The organism is Zobellia barbeyronii, assembly GCF_018603515.1.
In the GTDB taxonomy this organism is placed as follows: Bacteria; Bacteroidota; Bacteroidia; order Flavobacteriales; family Flavobacteriaceae; genus Zobellia; species Zobellia barbeyronii.
The window spans coordinates 627971-652728 of record NZ_JACATN010000002.1; the positions used below are offsets into that span (position 1 = coordinate 627971).

A 24758-nucleotide genomic window follows, 5' to 3' on the forward strand; every position below is an offset into this window, starting at 1 on the left:
TACATGAAACTTGTTTTCGCTACACATAACAAAAACAAATTAGACGAAGTTAAAAAACTCGTCCCTCCACATATAGAATTGGTCTCATTAACTGATATTGGCTGTTTTGACGAAATACCTGAAACCGGCACAACCTTAGAAGAGAATGCAAAAATAAAAGCCGACTATGTTACCAAAACCTATGGCCTAGCATGCTTTGCAGATGATACAGGTCTCATAGTAGACATTTTAAATGGTGAACCCGGCGTGTATTCTGCTAGATATGCAGGCGAAACTAAAAATGCTGACGACAATATGAATAAACTTTTGCAAAACCTAGAGGGCAAAAAAAGTCGTGAAGCTCACTTTAAAACAGTAATTGCCTTAAACATAAATAAAGAGCAGCACGTATTCAATGGTATTGTAGAAGGTATAATAATAAAAGAAAAGAAAGGTGTTAAAGGTTTTGGATATGACCCTATATTTCAACCAAACGGCTATAAACAAACTTTTGCCCAGCTTCCTCAAGAAACAAAAAATAGTATAAGCCACAGGGGCTTAGCCATGAAAAAGCTATTAGATTTTCTACAATAATAGGTATTTAAATAATAAAACGTACCTTTGCGCCTTAATTTTAACGCCGCCGGTATGGCAGGTGTTGTTCTGAGTACTAAGGTTATATACGATAATCGCTCTATGCAACACACCTATTAGCGATTTAAGTATACCTTTTTTATGACAAAATTTGAAGAATTAGGGCTAAGTCAGCCCCTATTAGATGCTGTAAAAGATATGGGTTTTGAAACCCCATCTGAAGTACAGGAAAAAGCAATCCCACTTTTATTGGAAAGCGAAATAGATCTTGTTGCGCTTGCGCAAACAGGAACTGGTAAAACGGCCGCCTTTGGTTTTCCGTTAATCCAGAAACTAGATAGCGCCAGTAGAACTACCCAAGGTTTAATACTCTCCCCTACTCGTGAACTATGTTTACAGATTACAAATGAGATACAAGCTTACTCTAAATATGTAAAAGGCCTAAACACCGTTGCTATTTATGGTGGAGCTAGCATAACAGACCAAGCAAGACAGATCAAACGTGGCGCACAGATAGTTGTTGCAACTCCTGGCCGAATGAAAGATATGATCAGCCGTGGTCTTGTTGATATTACAAAAATTGATTACTGTATTCTTGATGAAGCTGATGAAATGCTCAACATGGGCTTTTTTGAAGATATAAAGGATATTCTTTCGAATACTCCTAAAGATAAGTCTACTTGGTTGTTTTCAGCAACTATGCCAAGAGAAGTGGCAACCATCGCTAAAAAATTCATGAACAACCCTACGGAAATTACAGTAGGAGCTAAAAATGCAGGAACTTCAACTGTACAACACGAATATTACGTAGTTGGCGGAAGAGATAGATACCCTGCTCTTAAGAGACTTGCGGATGCTAACCCAGATATTTTCTCGGTAGTTTTCTGTAGAACTAAAAGAGATACGCAACGTGTAGCTGAAAAGCTTATCGAAGACGGGTACAGTGCAGGAGCATTACATGGCGATTTAAGTCAAAACCAACGAGATTTAGTAATGAACTCGTTTCGTAAGAAACAAATACAAATGTTGGTTGCAACAGATGTAGCTGCTCGTGGTATTGATGTTGATGATATTACACACGTTATCAACTACCAACTTCCCGATGAAATCGAAACTTATACGCACCGTAGTGGTCGTACAGGTAGAGCTGGTAAATCTGGTATTTCAATGGTAATTATCACCAGAAGTGAAATGCGTAAGATTAACGCCATGGAGAAAAAGATTCAACAAGCTTTTCTTTCTAAAAAGATTCCAACCGGAATTGAAATATGCGAAATACAACTGTATCACTTGGCTAACAAAATCAAGGATACTAAAATAAACAAAGATGTTGAAAATTACCTACCGGCAATTAACGACGTTCTTGAAGGTATAGATCGCGATGAACTTATCAAGAAAATAGTATCTGTTGAGTTTACACGTTTTTCAAACTACTACAACAAAACAAAAGATATAAGCAGCTCTGATGACCGTGGTCGCGATAGAGAAAGAGGAGATAGAGATAGAGGTGAAAATGCACCTTCTAACGGATCTGTTCGTTACTTTATTAATGTTGGAGAAAAAGATGGTTACGATTGGATGTCTTTAAAAGATTTCTTACGTGATACATTAAGCCTTGGAAAAGATGATGTTTATAAGGTTGATACAAAGGATTCATTCTCTTTCTTTAATACGGAAGCTGAACATACAGAACAAATTCTTTCATTTTTTACCGACTTTAAATTAGAAGGTAGATTCATTAACGTTGAAGTTTCTAAAAACCCTGGCGGAAGCGGCGGTGGTAATAGAGGTAGAAGCGGCGGTGGCAGAGGAAGAAGTGACCGTGATAGCAGTGACCGTGGCGGTAGATCTAGAAGCAGAGACAATAATAGAAGCTCTTCTAGAGGTAAATCTAGCCATTCAGGAAAGAGAAGAAGTGGTAGCAGCAGCAGCAAAAGCAGAAGCGACTTCTTTTAGGACTACAAAACAACTTACATTTTAAGTTAATTCTATATTAAAAAATACGCTTCGGCGTATTTTTTTGTTTTGTTTAGTATTTTTAACCCCGTATGCTAAAAGCAATGAAACCAATCTCAATTATAGTTCTGCTCTTTATATCAACTTTCTCGTTTGCTCAAGAAGAAGAAATTCTAGAAGAAAAAGAAATAAAGGCTCTAGTTGTCAACGCCCAGACAGATGCCCCTATGGGTAGTGTTCATATTATAAACTTGAACAAGGTTAAGGGAACTATCACAAAAGATGATGGAGAGTTTACAATTATTGCATCTGTAGATGACATCTTGTACTTTTCCTATTTAGGCTTCAAGTCTCAAAAAATTAGGGTTACGAATGACATGTTCAAATTTGAGAACACTAAAATTGCCCTAACAGAACTTGCCTATGCTTTAGAAGAGGTAATTGTTAGACCTTATCAACTTACAGGCTATCTTGAAATAGACGTTAAGAACGCTCCTATAAATAATGCATACCAGTATAGTATCTCCGGTCTTTCGGTAGGTTACGAAGGAGGTAACAAGAACCCTAGCGCCGTTACCAAGGTTTTAGGAGCCATCTTGAACCCTGCAGATTTGTTGCGTAATCTCTTTGGTAAGCAGCCAAACCAGATGAAAAAACTGCGTAAAATAAAAGAAGATGACCAAATACGTGATCTTTTGGCTTCTAAATTTGATCGTGAGGTTCTAATGGAACTGCTTCAGATAGAGAAGCTAGACATTCAAGATATTCTAAATAATTGCAATTACTCAAAATCGTTCATAAAAACTGCCAACGATTTGCAAATTTTAGATGCGATAAGTAGTTGCTACGAAGATTTCAAAGTATTGAATCGTAAAAAATAAATTTTCTATTTCCCATTGCATTTTATAGCTTTAGAGAAAATAGAACTCTTATGAAAAGACTGCTCTCTGCGGTTATTATACTTCTAATCCTTGCTTCCTGCAAAGAACAACGCAAGGATATTGTAGAAGAGGTAGCGGTAAAAATCGATACCATTTCCAAATCTATTGAACCCCAAAAGAATATTCCTTTTGCCTGGGAAGGAGCCAACATCTACTTTTTATTGACCGATAGGTTCAATAATGGCAATACCAAAAACGACGTAAATTTTGACCGAACCGAACCAACTGGGCCTTTAAGAGGTTTTATGGGCGGGGATATTCAAGGAATTACAAAAAAAATAGAAGAAGGTTATTTTTCAGACTTAGGTATTAACGCCATATGGTTCACCCCTGTTATAGAACAAATTCACGGCAGTACTGATGAAGGTACGGGAAATACCTACGGTTATCACGGGTATTGGGCCAAAGATTGGACAAATCTTGACCCTAATTTCGGGACTAGAAAGGATTTAGAAACCATGGTAAAGACCGCGCATAAAAACGGTATTCGCGTTTTGCTAGATGTTGTCCTCAACCACACTGGCCCCGTTACAGAAATTGATGGGACTTGGCCAGATGAATGGGTTAGAAAGGAACCTACATGTGATTTTACCACCTATGAAACTACGGTTGAATGTACTTTGGTAGAAAACCTACCGGACATCCGAACTGAATCCAACGAACCTGTTGAACTTCCTGACGCACTTTTGGCCAAATGGAAAGAAGAAGGCCGTTTAAGCCAAGAACTAGACGAATTACAGTTGTTCTTTGAACGAACCGGTTACCCGAGAGCTCCAAGATACTATGTTATAAAATGGCTTACTGATTATGTCAATAACCTAGGTGTAGATGGTTTTAGGGTAGATACCGTAAAACATGTAAACGAAGAGGCATGGTCAGAACTCTACAAAGAGGCTTCGTACGCTTTTCAAAACTGGAAAAAAATGCACCCTGACAAAGTGCTTGATGACAAACCTTTCTATATGGTTGGCGAAGTCTACAACTATGGCATCTCCAATGGAAGAGAATACGAATTTAATGACAAAAAAGTAGATTACTTTGCCCACGGGTTTAAAAGTCTTATCAATTTTGAGCTTAAGGAAGATGCTACAAAAGATTATGAATCTATCTTTCGTAAGTACAACAAAATGTTGAATACTGACCTTATCGGTAAAAGTGTAGTAAACTACCTCACTTCTCATGATGACGGGAGTCCTTTTGACCCTGAAAGAAAAGACCCTTTTAGAGCTGCAAACGTTCTACTTCTCACGCCAGGAGCTTCACAAATCTATTACGGAGATGAAACCGCTCGTGATTTAACCATAGAAGGCACTGCAGACAATCCAGTTGAAGGCGATGCTACACTACGCTCATTTATGAACTGGGATGAGCTAGATAGTCTTCCTAGAACTCAAGAGGTACTGCTGCACTGGAAAAAACTAGGAACGTTTAGAAGAAATCATTTAGCTGTAGGAGCTGGAAAACATAAAAGACTTGGCAAAAAACCTTACGTTTTTAGCAGAACTTTTATTGAAGGGAACTTTAAAGACAAGGTTGTCATAGGACTAGACTTACCTAAGGGTAAAAAATCTATTTGGGTAAAAGGTTTCTTTGGTGACGGAACAAAACTATACGATACCTATTCAGAAACAGAAGTTGTTGTTGCAAATGGTAAAATACTTCTGGAAAACGATTTTAATATCGCGCTTTTAGAGCTAAAAGAGTAGAATACAAAAAACTATGATTTTTGAAAACAAAATTTTCAAAAATCATAGTTTTTATTACACGTATCTTCATCTATTCTTAAAAAATTCAACTTGGTTCTAGTTTTGAAAAGATTTGTTCATTTTATGCATCACCATTTTTGATTTCCGTTTCATATCTTTTTAAGATATCCTCAATACTCCTAACCGATTTCTTGGTCCAATCCAATCGCTTTTCTAGTTTTTCATCATCAGTTAACTTCCATTCAATATTTGAATTTCGCATTTTAGTCACCAAATCTTGTATGATTATTGCCGCAGATACGGATATATTCAAACTTTCGGTAAAGCCCAACATGGGAATTTTCAGAAATCCGTCACTCATATCAATAGCCTCTTGACTAAGCCCATTTCGTTCAGTACCAAACAATAGAGCTGTTTTTCCTTCGATTTCAAAATCTACTAAAAAATTGGAGTCATTATGTGGGGTGGTAGCTATAATTTTATATCCATCTTCTCTAAGCGCTTCTATACAATTGCGAGTACTTTTATGACGATGCACGTCTACCCATTTTTGAGCACCCATAGCTATTTCATCATCTAACTTCTTACCAAACCGCGATTCTATAACGTGTGCCTCCTGAATCCCAAAGACCTCGCAACTACGGATTACTGCACTGGTATTATGCATTTGGTACAAGTCTTCAATTGCTACCGTCACCAATTTGGTACGGTCTTTAAGTATCTCCAGAAACCGTTGTTTCCTTTCTTCGCTTATAAAATTCTCTAAATATTCAAGAAGCTGTTCATCTGCCATGTACCGAATATAATAAAAACTCTATTTTTATAACGATGAAGAAAAGAATTACTGTTTTGACTGGTGCTGGTATTAGTGCCGAAAGTGGAATAAATACGTTTAGAGATGCAGGTGGGCTATGGGAAGGGCATGATGTAATGGATGTTGCCTCGCCCGAAGGGTTTGCTAGAAATCCAAAACTGGTTCTTGATTTTTATAATCAAAGACGAAGGCAGCTACCCGAAGTTTTACCAAACGAAGCTCATAAGGCACTTTTTAAGCTTGAAGAATTTTATGATGTTACCATCGTAACACAAAATGTAGATGACCTTCATGAAAGAGCGGGAAGCACTAACCTTATCCATATTCATGGTGAACTCCTAAAAGCCAGAAGCACCAAAAATGAAAATGTGATTATTACCTGGTCAAAAGATTTGAACTTAGGAGACTATTGTGAAAAAGGCCATCAATTACGCCCTCATATTGTTTGGTTTGGCGAGGCTGTACCACTTTTAGAACAGGCAGCAATAGCTACTCAAAATGCTGATATCGTTATAATCATTGGCACATCTATGCAAGTGTATCCAGCAGCAAGCCTTATTGATTACACCCAAAGTGGTGTCCCCATTTATTTTATAGACCCACAACCAAGTGTTTCAGAAAATAATTATGAAAACCTTTCTATTATTGCAAAAACAGCCGTAGAAGGTTTACCCAATCTTGTGACAGAACTTACTGAAACAGCCAAAAGACAATAATAAAAGAGTACAATTTCCTGCTTTAATGACCAAAGAAGAACTTTACAAAGCTCTAGATTACGTAAATCATTCTCGTGAAAAACGAGCAGAAATGGCTGGTTTGATTACGCGAAACCCGCAACTGGTAAAACCTTTAATGCATATTGCTTTTAATGTAGATGACCCCATATCCAATAGAGCTTGTTGGGTGTTGGAGTTTACGGCAAAGGAAAACCTACCTTTTATCTACCCACATTTAGATCATTTTACCGCTAATCTCGGCAGGGTTCATTTTGATTCCGCCGTACGACCAATGGCTAAAATTTGTGAATATTTGACAAAAACATATTTCTCAAAACAGAAAAATGAATTACAACAAATAATGACCGAGAGTCAGTTGGAGCAGATAACTTCAGCCTGTTTTGATTGGTTGATAGGAGAACACAAAGTGGCAACTAAAGCTTACTCTATTACTTCATTATGGCTACTAGGTCAAAAATACCCATGGATTCACCCCGAATTGAAAATTATACTTGAGCAAAGCTACGCAGAGGGCAGCGCTGCTTATAAAGCAAGAGCCAGAGATATTTTGGCCAAACTAAAGAAGTATTCCGCATAAAAACCAAGTTATTAACTTTTTAAGGACATCTTTTTAGAACAAGAAACTCTAAAACCTTTTAATACTACCCATCTTAGGGTATCTTTGCTTTTTTTCAAAATCAACCTTAAACAACGTTATGTCGCTAAACGCTTTGAACGCTATTTCGCCTATAGATGGGCGCTACAGAAGTAAAACTGAACCATTGGCACCGTTTTTCTCGGAAGAAGCCCTAATCAAATACAGGGTACGAGTAGAAATTGAATATTTTATTGCCCTTTGTGAGATTCCATTACCTCAACTTTCAGGTTTTGACAACTCCAAATTTGGAGCGCTTCGGGAAATCTATATCAATTTTGATACGGTTGATGCACAAGAAATAAAAGAAATAGAGAAAACCACAAATCACGATGTAAAAGCAGTAGAATATTTTATAAAAGCTGCTTTTGATAAATTAGGGCTTTCCGCTCATAAAGAGTTCATTCATTTTGGACTTACCTCTCAGGACATCAATAACACCGCTATTCCTCTTTCTATTAAAGAAGCGACTAACGAAGTTTATGTACCTGAATATACTATACTATTGAATAAAATTCAGGAGTTAGCAAAAGAATGGGCAGACATACCAATGTTAGCCAGAACACATGGACAACCGGCATCGCCTACACGTCTTGGTAAAGAAATAGAGGTTTTTGCAGTTCGATTAAAAGAACAATTCAACCTATTGAACGATATACCTAGTGCCGCTAAATTTGGTGGTGCTACCGGAAATTATAATGCACACAAAGTTGCCTATCCATCAATTGATTGGAAAGCTTTTGGAACTAAATTTGTACAAGAGAAATTAGGACTGCACCACTCCTTCCCTACTACACAAATTGAACATTATGACCATATGGCTGCCTTGTTCGATAACCTTAAGCGTATAAATACTATTATCCTTGATTTAGACCGTGATTTCTGGACCTATGTTTCCATGGATTATTTTAAACAAAGAATTAAAGAAGGTGAAGTTGGGTCTTCGGCTATGCCACATAAAGTAAACCCAATAGATTTTGAAAATTCTGAAGGTAACTTAGGTATAGCAAACGCCTTATTTGAGCACTTATCCGCTAAATTACCGGTATCTAGACTACAGAGAGACCTTACGGATAGTACAGTTCTTAGAAATGCCGGTATGCCTTTTGCCCATACAATTATTGCTTTTCAGTCTACTTTAAAAGGATTAAACAAACTCTTATTGAACAAAGAAAAGTTTGAACAAGACCTTGAGAATAATTGGGCCGTAGTTGCAGAAGCTATACAGACTATCTTACGTAGAGAAGGCTATCCTAATCCTTACGAAGCATTAAAAGGTCTGACTAGAACCAATGCTAAAATAAATAAGAACTCTATTGCTGAGTTTATTGATACGCTTGAAGTTTCTAATGAAATTAAACAAGAACTAAAGGTAATTACACCAAGTAACTATACTGGTATTTAATAATTACTAAAATATCCTAAACGAAAAAAAGGCCGCAAATGCGGCCTTCTTCGGGGGATAATGGTTAGTGTTTACGTAATAATCATCCTTTCTTTTGTATCTCAACTTGATGTGGGTAAGGAATTTCAATTCCAGCTTTATCAAGTGCTAACTTACAGTTTTCTAAAGTTCCAAAATATACATCCCAGTAATCTTCTGGCTTACAGAACGGGCGTACTGCAAAATTTACTGAGCTATCTGCCAATTCAGAAACGTTTACAGATGGAGCAGGGTCTTTCAATACCTTTGGATCTGCTAAAAGAACATTAAGCAGAACTTCTTTTGCTGTTTTAATGTCTTCACCGTAACCAACTCCTATAGTAGTATCAACTCTCATTTTACCTTCGGCAGTATAGTTAATTATATTTCCGTTAGCCATTGCGCCATTAGGTATAATGGCCAATTTGTTATCAGGCGTAATAAGTTTAGTAGTGAAAATTTCTATCTCCTTCACAACTCCAAGTGCTCCTTGTGCTTCTACCAAATCGCCAATTTTATAAGGCTTGAAGATAATGATCAAAACCCCGCCTGCAAAATTGGATAAGGAACCTTGCAGTGCAAGACCTATTGCCAAACCTGCTGCTGCAATTATAGCGGCAAAACTTGTAGTCTCTACTCCTAACTTAGAAATTACCGTAATTATCAAGAAAATAGTCAAGGCCCATTTTACTAGGCTCAATAAAAATTTCTGCAGAGACTTATCGTACTCTTGTTTTGTCATTCCTTTTTGAACAACCTTAACTATCTTTTTTATAACCCATGAACCAATAATGTAAATTACGATTGCCCCTATTACTTTAGGTCCGTAATCAACGGCGAATTCAATACCTTTATTCATCCATACTTCTGCTTGTTCCATAATCGTTTCTCGTGTTAAGGGTTAATGCTTTAATATTTAAGACACCCGATTTATCTAAAGGTCACTAAAAACTTTAAATTTTATTCAAAAAAAAAACAAACCAGTCAATTTGGTTTGTTTTTTTAAGCGAAACATGTTGTTGTTTTTACTTCATATAGTCCATGACCTTAGATAGTTCATCTCCTTTAAACTCTGATTTTTCTAAAGCTTGAACAAACTGAATCATTTTTGCCGGATTCATGTTTTTTCCTAAAACCCGAACAACTAAAAAGCCTTTATCTTCATTATCTCCGTAAATCACCACCTCATCAATGGCATCTTCGTCTCCAAGATACTTGATTGTGGCCCTACCAAAATCCGTATTCATTTTCATGAGCTCCGTGAAGTCTTCACTCTTTAAAATAGACTTTATAATAGTTTGCTCTTTCAGAAAGTCGGCTTGGTTTGCTTCAGTTTTCTTAAAAGCCAGAACATTTAGCTTTTTTAATGAGCCAAGACTCTCTTTTTGTTCTGAAGACAATTGCGCCTCCCTTATATTCAAAAGGCCTACCGGCAAATCTAAAGTCAAAAAATTAGGGTTCTCAGAATTTGTTACATAATACTGTTGTAAGCTAGGTGTGGAATTACAAGCACTTACAATACATAGTAGCAGGATAGCTATAACCATTGTTATTCTTTTCATATAAATGTCTTTAGGGTATTGAATTAGACTTAGAGGGTGTTCTTTTACCTTCCTCCTACTTCGTTTAACTCTTCAGGAAGATTCATCTTTCTAGTCAGTGCTCCAATTTTGTTCAAATCTATATCTCCGGTCATAGATACCAATACACTTTCAAATTTTCTATTGCCCATATCTAGCTCATCGCTATTAATATCGGACACGAACAACAAAAGCTCACTAACATGATCTTCATCTCTTCCTTCTTTAATATAGAACTTTACAGTAGCATCTTTGTCCTTCACTCTCATCAGCTCTTCTAGGTTAGAAGATTTTAGATACTTTTTAACCGTTTTACCCATATCCTCGGATATTCCAGCATCTTCGGTAATAAATACCTTAATACCATCCAAGCCTTGGGCTATAGAAGCAAAATCTTGAGAATCTTGATCACTCTCGTCAAAAGCAGCTATATTACCCGCTAGTCTAATCATACTTTTGTTTACGGTAACAGAACCTACATTCTTCATGTTATCATATTTGTCAAACATAGATTGAGAAATTCCAAAAAATGGTAATATTACTAGTACTAAAAATACACTTAGCTTTTTCATGATTGTTCGTTTTAAGATTAATGCTTGTTTTTGATTATTGATTGATGATGATTAATTTACTATCTATTCTTACCTGCCTCGTTCAACTCTTCTGGCAAGTTCATTTTTTTTGTTAAAGAACCTATCTTGTTCAGGTCTATATCTCCTGTTAACGATAACAGTACAGTTTCAAACTTTCTACCGTTTACATCTACATTTACGTTGTTTATACCTGTCACGAACATTAGAAGCTCGCTAACGTGGTCATCGTCTTTACCAGCACGGATATAGAACTTAACGTTAGCATCTTTATCTTTTACACGCATAAGCTCTTCTAACTTAGCTGATTTAAGATATTTCTCTACGGACAATTTCATGTCTGTAGAAATAGACTTGTCCTCAGTAATGAAAACCTTTAAGTTATTTAAACTCTTAGCTATATCCATAAAATCTTTTGCTTCTGGATCATCTACCTCAACGTCTATTTTACTCAGTAAATTAAACATGCTACGGTTTACAACTACCGCACTTACCTCATCTAGGTCTTCATATTTATCAAATAGGGACTGTGAAAAGCCCATTACCGGCAACACCGCTACTATTAGTACAATTAATATCTGTTTCATTTCTCGGGTTTTAATTTTAATTCTTATTATAAATTTTTTGTTTTGCTACAACAAACTCATTGAGGTATCCTATTTTTTCCGTACCTCTTTCCATATTATGACTAAGCATGTCCAACGCTTTTTTTGTTTCGTTGTAGGCATAAAGAGCCTGTTGCTGCTCTAGTTCCTTTTCGTCATAATAATTTTTTCCTAAATACACTCCGAACATTAGCATAACTGCTGCTGCAATAGACATCCATTTATAGAAATTTTTACTAGTACCTTTTGTTTCAGGCTCCAATAAAACTTCCTTGGAAAACTGCTCTTTTTTAGCTCCGTCCATAAAACTGAACAAAGGAATATATTGTTGCAGGTTCTCAGGTATATCCTTTTTAGAAAAATACGTTCGGAGCAGCTTTTCTTCTGCAACTGTTGTATCTGCTTCAAAGTACTTTTCAAGCAATTTTTCTATTTTATCCAATTCCATAACTGTGTTTTTGTATTAATTTTTCCCTCACGGTCTTCCTTGCCCTAGACAAAGCTACTCTTACCGCTGTTGGCTGCATTTCTAACATTTTGGCAATCTCATCATAGTCATATTCTTCTACGTCTCTCAACTGCAATACCATTTTTTGCTGTTCAGGTAAATCGTCCATTATTTTTTCTACCCATGAAACACTATCGTTTGCTTCTATCTTTTTTTGTAACGAGCTCCCTTTTTCTTCATAATTGGTATGAACTAGTTTTAAATTCCCAGCCTGCTTAGATTTTAATCTGTCTAAGCAAAAGTTTTTGGTCATCGTCATAGCAAAAGCTTCAACACTTTTATATTGCTCTATACTCTTGTTCTTAGTCCATAGCTTCAATAGAATCTCTTGCGTGGCATCTTCTGCTTCTTCCCTAGACACCAACAACCGTTTTGCCAAACGATATAACTTGTCTTGAAAAGGGCCAATAATTTTTATAAAATCTGCCTGTTGCATTCTAATGGTCTGGTTATTATAAACACTTTTTAAAGGTGCTACATAAGGAAGACGAGCTACTCTTAATTATGTTACAAATATTTTTTATATTTTAGTTATGTAAGTAATTACTACAACCTTTTACTAACTATCTACGTATACTAACTTAGTACCTTTAATTTAGACTCCCCCGTTATATTATCATCATTCTTTTGGAACGGTAATTGATTTGGTAGTTTTATCGCATAATAAAAAACTATGAAAAAGTACCTCTTATTGTTCCTTGTTACAGGATTTTTATTTATTAGTTGTAAAAATGACGATAACATTTTTCCAGAGGAAGTTAAAACAGCAGCCGACTATCCTGCACAACATTTTATGTATCAGGTAATGAATGAATGGTATTTTTGGCAAGCCGATGTCCACAACCTCGCCGATGATAAATTTGGAGGTTCTAATGATCCTGATTATATTTCTTTCTTAGCTTCAGAATCCAACCCAAGTGATTTTTTCTATAATGACCTTGCCTATAACCATAAAGAATCTGTAGGAGATAACGCCTCTGCGACAGACAGGTTTAGTATTGCCGTTGAAAACTACAAAGACCTTGTAAATTCTTTGCAAGGCATTTCTAGTAGCAATGGTTTAGAATTTAACCTTTATCGGGCAAGTAACAATGATATTTTTGGTGTTGTAACTTATATCTTACCGGATTCAGATGCCTCCGCGAAGGATATTGCAAGAGGTGACGTCTTTAACGGAGTAGACGGACAAGCTTTGACAGATAGCAATTTGGGAGATTTACTTTTTGGTGATAATGCGAGTTATACTCTAAATATGGCAGATTTTTCGGGAGATTCTGTCATAGGCAATGGTAAAGAAGTAGCTCTGACCAAGATTGAGAATTTTTCAGAAAATCCTATACATATTAATAAAATCATTGAGCAGAACGGAAAGAAAATAGGCTACTTAATGTATAATAGTTTTCTAGCCGCCTATGACGATCAATTAAATACTGTTTTTGGCGAATTTAAAGCAGAAAACATTGACGAGTTAATTTTAGATTTTAGATATAACGGAGGTGGTAGAGTCACCTCTGCAATTCAAATGGCAAGCGCTGTTTATGGAACGGAAACGGACCAGCTATTTTTAAGAGCGCGTTACAATAATAAAAAAATGGCAATTTTGGCGGGAGACGATAATTTTACGGATAAAACCTTTGATAGTAAAATAGATCTTAACACACTTAATTTAAAAAAAGTATATATCATTGCTACGGACCGAACAGCATCTTCCAGTGAATTGGTAATGAACGGTCTGGCTCCATATGTAGATGTTGTACATATAGGCGAAGTGACAGTGGGTAAAAGTGAGTTTTCTAATACCTTTGTTGATGACCCTGACCCTTCAACTGGTTACTTCTATACAGGAAATAACGATAGTAACATTAACCCTAATAATCAATGGGGAATTCAACCCTTATTAGGTAAGAATGAAAATGCAGATGGGTTCTCTGATTATGAAAATGGGTTAATACCTGATTACGAAATACCAGAAGATATTGAAAATCTAGGTATGCTAGGAGATGTAGACGAGCCCCTTTTGGCATTAACATTATCTGTAATTTCTGGCAATACCGCTAAAAGAAATTTCAACCATGGTTCTTTCTCTAAATCATTTGCTCACTCAAGAATATTTTCTTTAACAAACAATTCTATGGTTATGGATGGATTACTAAAACCGTTAAAATCAGAAAACTGAAAATAAGATGGATTTTTTTACGTTGTGATATTCTATTACGGTGTTCCTTAAAACTCCCCTTTAAACTATATCAGCAATCATGAAAAAAAGCGTAACGACAGGATTATTTCTTTCACTTTTTCTAATATTTTCTTGTTCAGAAAACGACGATTTTAGCATTCCTGATACAGTAGACCCTGACCCAGATGCAGGGGTTGAAGTACAAGATTTTATGTGGAAAGCCATGAACTTTTGGTATTTCTGGCAATCTGATGTAGAAAACTTATCTGACGCAAACTTCCCCAACACGCCTGAAGGCTCTGTAATTTATACAGAATTTCTTTCTTCTGAATCAGACCCAGGAAAATTCTTTGATGATAAATTACTTTTTTCTGAGGATAGGTTTAGTTTCTTTTCAGATGATTATGTAGAGCTTACACAGTCTTTAGCCGGTATTTCTAAAAGCAACGGACTTATGTTTGGCTTGGTAAGACAGAAAGCAAATAACAGTGAACTTTATGGCTACGTGCAATACATTGTGCCTAATTCAAATGCATCAACCAAAAATATAAAACGTGGAGACCTTTTTACCGGTGTGAACGGAACTACCCTTACCGATCAAAATTACATATCTCTCCTTTTTGGAGATAGTGATTCTTACACACTAAATATGGCAAGCATAGTTGGAGAAAATGCCGAGCCTAACGGAAATGACATTCAATTAACTAAAGAAGTAGATCTTAGAGAAAACCCTATTTTTTTGGATGAAATCATAGAAATACAAGATAGTAAAATTGGTTATCTAGCATACACTGGTTTTACAAACGAATACGATGAACAGCTTAATACCGTTTTTGGAAGATTTAAGTCTAGTGGTGTAAATGAATTGGTATTAGACCTTCGTTACAACCCTGGAGGCTCTGTTAATACGGCAGTTCTTTTATCTAGTATGATATACGGCACTAATTCAAAAGATGTCTTCCTTAAAGCCCTTTATAATGAAAAATATCAAAAAGTATTAGATGACAGCGATACTGAACTAAGACGCTTTTTTGCTGAAAAAACAGGGAAAGGAACGGCTATAAATACTTTAAATTTAAAAAAAGTATACATCTTAACCACAACAGGAACTGCCTCTGCAAGTGAGTTAATTATAAACGGACTAAGACCCTATATGGATATTGTTCAAATAGGTGAAACCACACGTGGAAAAAATGAATTTTCTGTCACTATGGTAGATGATAGAGGTAATAACTACATCTACAGCGCAGAAAGAGCTAGTAAAATTAACTCAAAGAACAAATGGGCTATTCAACCTTTATTGGGAAGAAATGAAAATGCAGAAGGATTTTCAAATTTTACCAGTGGACTTTTACCGGATGAACCATTACAAGAAGACATTACAAACATGGGCGTGTTAGGTGATTTAAAAGAACCATATCTAGCAAAAGCTATAGAATTGATAACTGGCTCCTCTGCCAAAGGTATACAGAAAGTTGAGCTACCCATTGAAACTATGACAAGCTCAAAAATGTTTACCCCTCTAAAAGATAATATGTATGTTACCGACCCACCTATAATCTGGTAATTTGATATAACTAAGAACAAAAAAGCGGCCTGTTTAAAACAGGCCGCTTTTTTATTTAATTAATATTTTTTTTTAGAATTCGTAAAACTTTTGGTACTTGCGTTTTAAACGCGTTGGTACGGAGATAACCTCTGGGTGAAACAATCCTGCCAACAATTCTATACCATCCACCAACGTTCCTGCAGATGATTGGGTGAACAAATCAAAATCAGTTATAAATACCTGTTGATTCTGAACTGCTTCCAATGAATTCCACCCATCTTTTAAAAGTAATAAGTGCATTTCTGTCATTGTTCTTTTCATACTAAATCCGCATGGGGCTATGACAATCACTTCTGGATTGTACGCTAAAATATCTTCCCAAGAAATAACCCCGCTATTCCCAGATGGATTAGATAACATATCTACACCACCGGCAAAATCTATCTGATGAGGAATCCAATGTCCACAATTATAAATAGGTTCCAACCATTCTAACAACAACACCCTCTTTTTAGGAGCCTTGGATGCTATTATGGTATCCATAACATGATTAACACGATCATTTAACTTTATTAAATATGCGTAAGCAACCTCTTCTTTATCCAATGCTTTTGCTATAGTAACGGCATTTTGAAAAACATCATCAAAACCCATAGGACTAATAGAAATGAGCTCTGGCTGTTTATCAAGATTTGCAACGGCTGCTGCCGTACATTCCGTATCAATCTGGCAAACATCGCACATATCTTGCGTGAAGATGATATCAGGGGCTATTTCGGCAAGCGCTTGTTCGTCTACATAATAAAGTTTCTTCCCTTCTTTTTTACTTTCAGAAAAAAAGACATCTATCTGTTTACTTGTATAGTTCTTACCTTCTAAGATACACCGCACTACTGGCTTTTTCTCTTTCAGCGCTTGTGGTGGACATTCAAACGTAATACCATACAAATGTTCTTGCAAACCCATATCATAGAGCATTTGCGTAACAGCAGGCATAAAAGAACAGACTTTAAGCATTGTATTTAATTAAAATATATACCTCCTGGAATTATGCCTACAGAAATAGTGTTGGTTAATTCCTTGGTATTTAAATCATATATAAACAAATCTCCTTTACTAGCATAATCTTTTGCATCTGTACCGTAAAGTTTACCGTCATTAACAGTCATACTGTAAAACGAGACATTATTTAAAAAAGCTTCAGTTGGCAAAGCATCCAATCCAGATTCAAATGTATAAACAGCATTAGACATCCCAAAATAAAATGTATCATCTTCCACACTTAAATCGCCAGGATGTTCTGTAGTTTCAAAATCAAAAGTCTGTACTATACTATTATCTGATGTATTAATTTCCGTAAGTGTTCCATTGGTTTCTTCTCCTGTATATTCTGGCGCACCACCACTTAATACCCATAAGTTTCCGGAGGTATCCCATTGCATAGAGTTAGGAAAATCTCCAACAGTAAGTGTGGATGATACAACATCCGTAGAAGCATCAATAATAGAAACCTTATTATTTTGACCAAATGCTCCTTGATGTGCTACATATACAAAATCTGAGTTCGAAGTAATTGCTTCTGGTCCTAACTCAACAGGAATAGAACTTGAAACTACATTAGCATTCAAATCAATAATCGAAACATAATCATCCGTCTCATCGGCTGAATCTCCCCAATTGGTAACATACCCTTTGCCGTTAGCTACGGTCATATACCTAGGGTTTAAAAGCCCCTCTTCTATTACGGCCTCGCTTTTAAAAGTATACCGATTGACCACATGAATTTTATGTGAATTATTAACCACAATATAAGCTCGTTCTTCGTCAAAAGCGATAGATTGAACAATATTACCGAGGTCTTCATTATTTTCTAATTTAAAAATAGCATCTTTTACTAGTAATGAATCGTTGGATATATAAGTTACCGTTCCGCTACCGTTGTTAAAGGGGCCTTCATTTACTATTAATATTCCATTCTGGTAATCTCCCTTCACTTCTTCAATTACAACTCCATCGTCATCATTTGAACAGCTAACTACAAATAAAGCCGCCATGGCTACTAAAACTGATACTTTGTTGATTTTCATTTTGTTCTACTTTTAGATTTTAATTTTTAATTTTAATTGAACATTTCTGTTTGGCATTGGTCGATAAGCTACATTTTGATAATTTTTATTGAATAAGTTATTGACTTGAAGCGAAGTCTCAATATTCAATTTTTCCTTTATTTTGAAACCTCTACTCAAACCTAAGTTGGATACGGAATAACCAGACAAAGACTCAGAGTTATCTGAAGTGACAAAGACGCTACTATTTACGAATAATTGATAAAACAATCGCCAGTCAGAATACGCATACGTTAAACTAGTGGTTACCTTATGCCGTGGCACATACATTAGCGAATTTTCAGTCTCAGAATCGACCGCCTCAGTCAGTGCATAGCTATTTTTCCAAGTAACATGATGGTTTCCCCATTTTTCCGCTAACTCTAAAGAAACTTCAAGACCATAGTTTGACGCGTCTTTGATATTGATGGGAGTCCAAATCCCATCATTGTTAGGCCTCCATTGTATCAAATTCTCCGAATCAATATAAAAAGCAGCCCATTGAAAAGTATATTTCTCTTTTTTGAACGTTTGTCCTATTTCTGCCTGTAGTGAAGATTCAGGTCTAATATCAGGGTTACCACCTGACCCTCCTCCTAAAATCCAATAGACTTCATTGAACGTGGGAACCCTGTAGTTTTTTGAAGCATTAAAATAAACAGAGTGATAAGAATTGAACGAATATCTAGCATTTAAAGAATATACAAATGGACTTTTGTAGTCGTTTACAAATTCTTTTCTAAGGTTGGCTCCGTAGGTAATTTTCTCCCCAAGATTATGCTTAAATAAAAGGGTCGTGGCCAATGTATTTCTCTTCCCATTTTCAATATCAGTTCCTTTTGCTTCAATATAACTGTAATCAACAATTCCGTTAAGAATAATATCATTTAGATCAATTTTATAATCATAATTAACCAAAAAAGTATTGGTGTTTCCAAAAGTAAAACTCTCTCTTTCTTTGTTATCATAGTATTTGTACTTTTCGTACAAGTAACCAAACTTAACACGGTGAATACGTTTTTCATTGAAATGACTCCATTCCAAAAGGTTACGGGAATTATAATCGCGATAATTAGAATTCGAAGATGCAGTAATAGTACCTGAAAAGTCACGGTCGCCAATAAAAGTATTATGATAGAATTTTAGTAATTGTCCTTCTGCTATTTCATGTCCTACGTTAGCATTGACATTAATATTATTAAAGGCTCCATTTTCATTCCTTTGGTCGGTTCCTAAATATTTATAGTCATTTTCGGAAACAAGATAATTTACGCCAAAACCAACCGTGGTCCTCTTTGTCCCAATAGAAGTGCTATAGTTAAAATTCTTGGTATCAAAACTTCCATAACTAACTAGTAACTGGTGTTCTGAGTGTTTATCAAATCGGAATACATCGTTCAAATGCACACTCCCACCAATTGCTCCACTACCAAATTGCACACTCCCTCCTCCACTTCTAACACTTATAGAGCCATAATTTCTTGGCACAATTGTATTAAAATCAACCTGACCAGTAAGTTGTGAATTAATATTGATGCCATTCCAGATAACGGCTGTTTGTGAGGCGTTAGTTCCGCGAAAAGATGGAGAAGAAATCATTCCTAACCCATTTTCTTTCAAATAAATACTAGAGTTAAACTGTAAAAGGTCAGTCAAAGAACTACCATTACGGTCAACTATAGAATCTTTTAAAACGTCTACCTTTCCATTCGAGAAATGCAAAAGGCGGACATCAGTAAGAATTACTTCGTCTAGAACAGTTATGCTATCGCGTTGCGCATAGCCGCAAACACCACATAATGAAATTAGAATAAAAAAAAATGGTTTATAGTTTCTCATACCGTAAAAGACCTTTTACCCGAAAGTCTTGTTTAAGGTTATGAACATGGCAGGTCTCCTGACTTGTTCAATGTTATCTAACCTTCCCATCTATTTATAGACAGTGGTGTTGAAGAAAATAACACCCTCTTAAGAGGTACCTAGCATAGCTTGGCATGAACTTACAGTTGCGGGAACAGTTCCGGATTTTAACCGGATTCCCTTTTAATCGATAAAATATATGTTACTTTATCGAACCAAAATTCGCGGCGAAGGTAGTGAATTCATTGACAAATACAACCTAAAAAAAATACCCTTCGCTTGAAGGGTATTTTTATCGTATAGCATTATAATTTAATTTACTTCTATAAGATTAACTTCAAAAACAAGTACGGAGCCACCGGGAATACCACTCCTATCCGAATTCCCATAACCTAAGGCCGCTGGAACTAAAAGTATACCGTTTCCTCCTTCTTTGAAATAAGTAATACCTTCTGTCCACCCAGCAATAACACCTGAAAGAGGAAAAGTAGCACCACTTGAGCCACTTTGATCAAAAACATTTCCATCTAAAAAATAACCTTTATAAGCCACAGTTACATCTGAACTAGCCGTAGGTCTTTCACCTGTACCTTCTTCTTCTATAACATAGTAAAGACCAGAATTACTTCTAGTTGCATCCAAACCGTTTGCTTCAATATATTCCTTTATATCCAATTCATTCTTAACTGTATAATCTACAACCTCTTTTGGTTCATTTTTATCATCATCTCCACAAGAAGCAAATACAACCAAGGCCAAAACAAATAAAACTTTCTTCATCATAATTATTTTTAAGCGTCAAATATAATGAACTAATAACAGGGCTTAAACTATTTTAGCATATCTAAATTTGAACTTAATTGAATAATGGTAATTATCCGGTTATAAGCCCTCTTCCGTAAAATTAATTAGCAAGTGCCTTTCTTCTTAGTAGATAAACACATTACCTTTAGCACCGTAACAAAGCATACTCCAAGTAACAACTACAAACCGAATACATTGAAAAACAGCATTTTAATCTTAATGTTTTGCCTTTTTATCGCTTGTAAGACCGATAAAAAAACTGATTTTTCTTTACCGAATACACCTGCAGCTGAAATTGAAATAAGCCATGCAAAGGGTTTTACAATTGAAAAATCAAACAACGGACTTACCATAATTGAAGTTTCATCTGCTTGGCCAGGAGCCAATACTTCTTTTAAATACGCACTGATTCCAAAAGATAAAATGGCATCGATGACTCTCAACAAAGATGATTACGATGCTATTATTACCACCCCTGTAGAACGTTTAATTGTAACCTCTACGACCCACATCCCTTCTCTTGAAGCTCTAGGTGTTATTGATAAGTTAGTAGGCTTTCCTAAAACTGAACTAATCTCTTCCGAAAACACCCGTAAACTAATTGATAATGGAGAGATTAAAGAATTAGGTAATAATGAAACTTTAAATACGGAGATTACTATTAGCCTAAGACCAGATGTTGTAGTTGGGTTTGGAATGAACAACCAAAACAAGGCATACGAAACCGTAATTCGCTCTAATATTCCCCTTGTTTATAATGGCGATTGGACAGAAGAATCTCCTTTAGGAAAGGCGGAGTGGATTAAATTTTTTGCCCCTTTTTTCGGTCTTGAAACTAAAGCTGATAGTGTTTTTAAGTCGATAGAAAAATCATATTTGCAAACGAAGGCAATTGTAAAAAATGTCACTAAAAAACCAACGGTACTTACTGGTGGACTTTATAAAGATGTTTGGCATGTTGCTGGAGGAAAAAGCTGGATGGCGCAATTTCTTAAGGATGCCAAAACCGATTATCTATGGAAAGACACACCGGAAACCGGAGGTATTGGTCAAAGTCTTGAGACTGTTCTTGCTACAGCACAACATGCAGATTATTGGCTCAACCCTTCTATGCTTACCTCGTATGAAGATATGGAAGAATCCAATAAGCATTATACGCAATTTGATGCCTACAAAAATAAAATGGTTTTTTCCAATACGCTAGCAAAAGGCGCTACAGGTGGTTTACTCTATTACGAATTAGCACCAATGCGTCCGGATATTGTTTTAAAAGATCTCATTCATATTTTTCATCCTGAATTGTTACCTGATCACGAACTTTACTTTTTTAAGCCTTTAGAATAGTTGCAAACCCCTAAAACATATCGCTCTTCTTTTGTTCTTCTGCTTACTGTTCTAGTAATTGCTTTGGGCATTAATATTTCTTTGGGTTCAGTTTCTATTCCATTTTCAGAAACCCTGCATTCCGTTTTTGGAGGAACTTTGGATAATACAGCTTGGGATTACATTATCTGGAACTACAGAGTGCCTAAAGCTTTCACAGCTATATTGGTAGGTGCAGGACTATCCTTAAGCGGACTCTTAATGCAAACCTTATTTAGAAACCCACTTGCGGGACCTTTTGTATTGGGTATAAGTTCCGGGGCAAGTTTGGGAGCTGCTTTTTTAATTATGGGTTCAGCAACCCTTTCTTCCTTATTTGGGTTCAGTCTTGTAACAGATGTGTCGCTAGCTATTGTCTCCAGTATTGGTAGCTTTCTAGTTCTATTGGCTGTTATAACTGTAGCATCAAAAGTAAAAGACACCATGGCGCTTTTAATTATTGGCCTTATGTTCGGAAGCATTAGCGCAGCAATCGTTAGTGTTCTCTCTTATTTTACCGATGCACAAAAACTGCAGCAGTTCGTATACTGGTCCTTTGGTAGTGTTGGGAATTTATCTTGGCATCAACTAGGGTTATTATTTGTTATTTTAATTATTGGAATAGTTCTAGGTATATTATCAATAAAACCTTTAAATGCTTTGCTCCTTGGTGAAAACTACGCCAAAAGTCTAGGTGTAAATTTAGTCCGCTCACGTTATCTCATCATAATAGCTACCGGTCTTCTGGCTGGTGGTGTTACTGCTTTTGCCGGTCCTATCGCTTTCATTGGCTTGGCTGTACCACATTTAACCCGTCAAATATTTAATACTACAGAACACCGCGTTTTAGTACCCGCAGTTCTGGTATATGGTGCTATTCTCATGCTTATATGCGATACCATTGCACAATTGCCTAGCAGCGCAGAAGTACTTCCTATAAATGCTATTACAAGTATTTTAGGAGCTCCTGTAGTTATATGGCTATTGGTAAGAAAAAGAAAGATGGTATTTTGATAAAACCTTCGTTTCAAAAAACTTTAATTTATACACATTAGACCATATGTTATACTTGTCACAATTGTAATTCAATAGTTTTACCTGTACATAAGATTAAAATCTTTCATCATTTTTCCATTCACAAATCAGATCCAATATGAGAACCAAATTAACTTACCTTTTCCTTCTTCTAATAAGTGTGGCTAGCAGCTTAAATGCTCAGAATAATGATAAAGATTGGGTAAATCTTTTAGATAAAGACTTAACTAACTGGGATGTTTTCATAGGCGTTCCTCATACCTCGTTAGAATTAGAAGGTTATGAAAAAGGAGATGGAATGCATGGAACTCCAATCGGCCTGAATAACGACCCATTAAATGTTTTCTCTACTACTCAAGAAAATGGTGAAATTGTTTTAAACGTTAGTGGTGAAATTTATGGTGGATTAAGCACTAAAAAAGAATACGATAACTATCATTTGGTTTTTGATATTAAATGGGGTACTAAAAAATTTGAACCACGCCTAAAGGACAAAAGAGATAGTGGCGTACTTTATCATGCTCAAGAACCGCACGGCCAATTTTGGAATGTTTGGATGCGTGCCCCAGAAATGCAAATACAAGAAACAGATTGTGGCGACTTCTTTCCTTTAGCAGGCGTCAGTATGGACATTAAGGCAACTAAACGAAGTGAAGACGGTAAAGAATTTTGGTTCTACGATCCAAAAGGAGAAATGCGCACATTTAAAACTGGTGGTGATGGTCGTTGCAGAAGAATGGCTAATTTTGAAAATCCGCATGGCGAATGGACTCGCGTTGAGCTTATCTGCATTAAAGATAAGGCCTACCATATTGTAAACGGTAAAGTGGTTATGGTTCTGGAAAATGCAAAAGAGTATAATGAGGATGTTGCAACGTCCCTAACAAAAGGGAAAATTCAGTTTCAATCTGAAGCTTGTGAAGTATATTACAAGAATATAAAAATAAAGAATATCAGTAAATTACCTAAAAACATTAAAAAACAACTTTAAATAGAAATCGCCGTCGCCCTTCACACAAAACATAATACACTTACCGCTGCTAATCTCTCTATTGGGTATGGCAAAAAAGCTATTGCAGAAAATATAAATTTTGCTTTAGCTCCTGGTGAACTTACCGCTATAGTAGGTATTAATGGTATTGGAAAATCTACCTTGTTGCGGACTTTAGGCAATGCGCAACCAGATTTAGGGGGATGTCTTGCTGTTAAGGGCAAACCTATTGTTTCTTATGCTCCATTAGAATTATCGGCAGAAATAAGCATGGTATTAACGGAGCCTATTGCTTCTAAAAACTTATCTGTCTTGGAATTGGTGGCATTGGGCAGGCAACCCTACACCAACTGGTTAGGTACGCTCACAGATACGGACAAGCAAAAAATCAAAGATGCAATCAGTTCATTAGAACTAGATGAGTTGCAGCATAAGAAATGCTACGAGTTAAGTGATGGTCAATTACAGCGTGTGATGGTTGCTCGTGCTTTTGCACAAGACACCTCCATTATACTTCTAGATGAGCCTACCACTCACTTAGACCTTTATCATAAAATTCAGATTTTAAAGCTTCTGCGCTCTATTGCCCATACCACACAAAAAACAGTAGTCTTTACTACTCACGAGATTGAAATGGCTATTCAGCTATGCGATAAAATGGTTTTACTAGATGGTAAAAACAATTATTTTGGACAACCTTGTGAGTTAATTGAACAAAAAGCCTTTGAGTCGTTATTTCCTTCGGATACCGTCTCGTTCGACCCTAAAACAGGTTCTTTTCGGATTACAAAGTAACATAAGAGTAGTGT

24 protein-coding genes and 1 riboswitch are annotated in these 24758 nt (G+C 36.0%); of the genes, 13 read left to right on the top strand and 11 right to left on the bottom strand.

Translation table 11 applies throughout. From position 1 onward, the window contains the following. Window positions 1-3 precede the first annotated feature (3 nt). From HW347_RS07185 to HW347_RS07200, 4 genes are all read left to right on the top strand, one after another. Window positions 4-573, top strand: coding sequence for a non-canonical purine NTP diphosphatase (locus tag HW347_RS07185; RefSeq protein ID WP_214611216.1), 570 nt, complete (start codon window positions 4-6; stop codon window positions 571-573). 141 nt (window positions 574-714) lie between these two features. Beyond that, the gene (locus HW347_RS07190; protein WP_214611217.1) at window positions 715-2529 is read left to right on the top strand and encodes a DEAD/DEAH box helicase; all 1815 of its coding nucleotides are present in this window, start codon (window positions 715-717) and stop codon (window positions 2527-2529) included. A gap of 104 nt (window positions 2530-2633) precedes the next feature. Next, window positions 2634-3410, top strand: a complete 777-nt coding sequence (locus HW347_RS07195) for a carboxypeptidase-like regulatory domain-containing protein (protein ID WP_214611218.1) — start codon at window positions 2634-2636, stop codon at window positions 3408-3410. A gap of 50 nt (window positions 3411-3460) precedes the next feature. Beyond that, on the top strand, window positions 3461-5176 hold the full coding sequence (locus HW347_RS07200; protein ID WP_214611219.1) for an alpha-amylase family glycosyl hydrolase: 1716 nt from the start codon (window positions 3461-3463) through the stop codon (window positions 5174-5176). Between the two features lie 121 nt (window positions 5177-5297). Here HW347_RS07200 and HW347_RS07205 read toward each other — a convergent pair whose 3' ends face one another. Continuing rightward, the gene (locus tag HW347_RS07205; RefSeq protein WP_214611220.1) at window positions 5298-5969 is read right to left on the bottom strand and encodes a TrmH family RNA methyltransferase; all 672 of its coding nucleotides are present in this window, start codon (window positions 5967-5969) and stop codon (window positions 5298-5300) included. A 35-nt stretch (window positions 5970-6004) separates the two neighbouring features. Between HW347_RS07205 and HW347_RS07210 the strand changes: the two genes are divergently transcribed. The 3 genes from HW347_RS07210 to purB all read left to right on the top strand — a co-directional run bounded on the left by HW347_RS07210 (window position 6005) and on the right by purB (window position 8766). Then, a complete protein-coding gene (locus HW347_RS07210) occupies window positions 6005-6706 on the top strand; it encodes an SIR2 family NAD-dependent protein deacylase (protein WP_214611221.1) in 702 nt (233 codons plus the stop codon). A 25-nt stretch (window positions 6707-6731) separates the two neighbouring features. Next, window positions 6732-7304, top strand: coding sequence for an adenylosuccinate lyase (locus HW347_RS07215; RefSeq protein WP_214611222.1), 573 nt, complete (start codon window positions 6732-6734; stop codon window positions 7302-7304). A gap of 118 nt (window positions 7305-7422) precedes the next feature. Further along, the gene (gene purB, locus HW347_RS07220) at window positions 7423-8766 is read left to right on the top strand and encodes an adenylosuccinate lyase (protein WP_214611223.1); all 1344 of its coding nucleotides are present in this window, start codon (window positions 7423-7425) and stop codon (window positions 8764-8766) included. A gap of 82 nt (window positions 8767-8848) precedes the next feature. On the opposite strand, the gene HW347_RS07225 is transcribed toward purB, so the two are convergent. The 6 genes from HW347_RS07225 to HW347_RS07250 form a co-directional block, all read right to left on the bottom strand. Beyond that, window positions 8849-9664, bottom strand: a complete 816-nt coding sequence (locus HW347_RS07225; protein WP_214611224.1) for a mechanosensitive ion channel family protein — start codon at window positions 9662-9664, stop codon at window positions 8849-8851. A gap of 145 nt (window positions 9665-9809) precedes the next feature. Beyond that, window positions 9810-10346 (bottom strand): DUF4252 domain-containing protein, encoded by a 537-nt coding sequence (locus HW347_RS07230; protein ID WP_214611225.1) that lies wholly within the window; start codon window positions 10344-10346, stop codon window positions 9810-9812. Window positions 10347-10390: 44 nt separating this feature from the next. Further along, on the bottom strand, window positions 10391-10936 hold the full coding sequence (locus HW347_RS07235; protein WP_214611226.1) for a DUF4252 domain-containing protein: 546 nt from the start codon (window positions 10934-10936) through the stop codon (window positions 10391-10393). Window positions 10937-10995: 59 nt separating this feature from the next. Continuing rightward, on the bottom strand, window positions 10996-11541 hold the full coding sequence (locus HW347_RS07240; protein WP_155595829.1) for a DUF4252 domain-containing protein: 546 nt from the start codon (window positions 11539-11541) through the stop codon (window positions 10996-10998). A gap of 16 nt (window positions 11542-11557) precedes the next feature. Further along, window positions 11558-12007: a hypothetical protein gene (locus tag HW347_RS07245; RefSeq protein ID WP_214611227.1), complete on the bottom strand. Its 450-nt coding sequence runs from the start codon at window positions 12005-12007 to the stop codon at window positions 11558-11560. Next, window positions 11994-12503 carry an RNA polymerase sigma factor gene (locus HW347_RS07250; RefSeq protein ID WP_214611228.1) on the bottom strand — a complete coding sequence of 170 codons (510 nt, stop codon included), beginning with the start codon at window positions 12501-12503 and terminating at the stop codon, window positions 11994-11996. The genes HW347_RS07245 and HW347_RS07250 overlap by 14 nt, the downstream gene beginning before the upstream one ends. A 237-nt stretch (window positions 12504-12740) precedes the next feature. On the opposite strand from HW347_RS07250, the gene HW347_RS07255 reads away from it, so the two are divergent. Together HW347_RS07255 and HW347_RS07260 are read left to right on the top strand one after the other, a co-directional pair. Then, a complete protein-coding gene (locus HW347_RS07255) occupies window positions 12741-14243 on the top strand; it encodes a S41 family peptidase (protein WP_214611229.1) in 1503 nt (500 codons plus the stop codon). A 79-nt stretch (window positions 14244-14322) separates the two neighbouring features. Further along, a complete protein-coding gene (locus HW347_RS07260; RefSeq protein WP_214611230.1) occupies window positions 14323-15810 on the top strand; it encodes a S41 family peptidase in 1488 nt (495 codons plus the stop codon). Window positions 15811-15882: 72 nt separating this feature from the next. Here HW347_RS07260 and HW347_RS07265 read toward each other — a convergent pair whose 3' ends face one another. The 4 genes from HW347_RS07265 to HW347_RS07280 form a co-directional block, all read right to left on the bottom strand. After that, window positions 15883-16809: an ABC transporter substrate-binding protein gene (locus HW347_RS07265; RefSeq protein ID WP_214611231.1), complete on the bottom strand. Its 927-nt coding sequence runs from the start codon at window positions 16807-16809 to the stop codon at window positions 15883-15885. A gap of 5 nt (window positions 16810-16814) precedes the next feature. Beyond that, window positions 16815-17879 (bottom strand): YncE family protein, encoded by a 1065-nt coding sequence (locus tag HW347_RS07270; RefSeq protein ID WP_214611232.1) that lies wholly within the window; start codon window positions 17877-17879, stop codon window positions 16815-16817. Between the two features lie 12 nt (window positions 17880-17891). Continuing rightward, the gene (locus tag HW347_RS07275) at window positions 17892-19736 is read right to left on the bottom strand and encodes a TonB-dependent receptor plug domain-containing protein (protein WP_214611233.1); all 1845 of its coding nucleotides are present in this window, start codon (window positions 19734-19736) and stop codon (window positions 17892-17894) included. Between the two features lie 31 nt (window positions 19737-19767). After that, window positions 19768-19992, bottom strand: a riboswitch (cobalamin riboswitch). 77 nt (window positions 19993-20069) lie between these two features. Next, complete coding sequence (locus tag HW347_RS07280; RefSeq protein WP_214611515.1) at window positions 20070-20537, bottom strand: FKBP-type peptidyl-prolyl cis-trans isomerase; 468 nt, start codon at window positions 20535-20537, stop codon at window positions 20070-20072. Between the two features lie 219 nt (window positions 20538-20756). On the opposite strand from HW347_RS07280, the gene HW347_RS07285 reads away from it, so the two are divergent. The 4 genes from HW347_RS07285 to HW347_RS07300 all read left to right on the top strand — a co-directional run bounded on the left by HW347_RS07285 (window position 20757) and on the right by HW347_RS07300 (window position 24744). Next, window positions 20757-21905, top strand: a complete 1149-nt coding sequence (locus HW347_RS07285) for an ABC transporter substrate-binding protein (RefSeq protein WP_225901844.1) — start codon at window positions 20757-20759, stop codon at window positions 21903-21905. Beyond that, a complete protein-coding gene (locus tag HW347_RS07290; protein ID WP_214611234.1) occupies window positions 21906-22937 on the top strand; it encodes a FecCD family ABC transporter permease in 1032 nt (343 codons plus the stop codon). 139 nt (window positions 22938-23076) lie between these two features. After that, on the top strand, window positions 23077-23949 hold the full coding sequence (locus HW347_RS07295) for a 3-keto-disaccharide hydrolase (RefSeq protein WP_214611235.1): 873 nt from the start codon (window positions 23077-23079) through the stop codon (window positions 23947-23949). Window positions 23950-24042: 93 nt separating this feature from the next. Next, a complete protein-coding gene (locus HW347_RS07300; protein ID WP_317195309.1) occupies window positions 24043-24744 on the top strand; it encodes an ABC transporter ATP-binding protein in 702 nt (233 codons plus the stop codon). Window positions 24745-24758 lie beyond the last annotated feature (14 nt).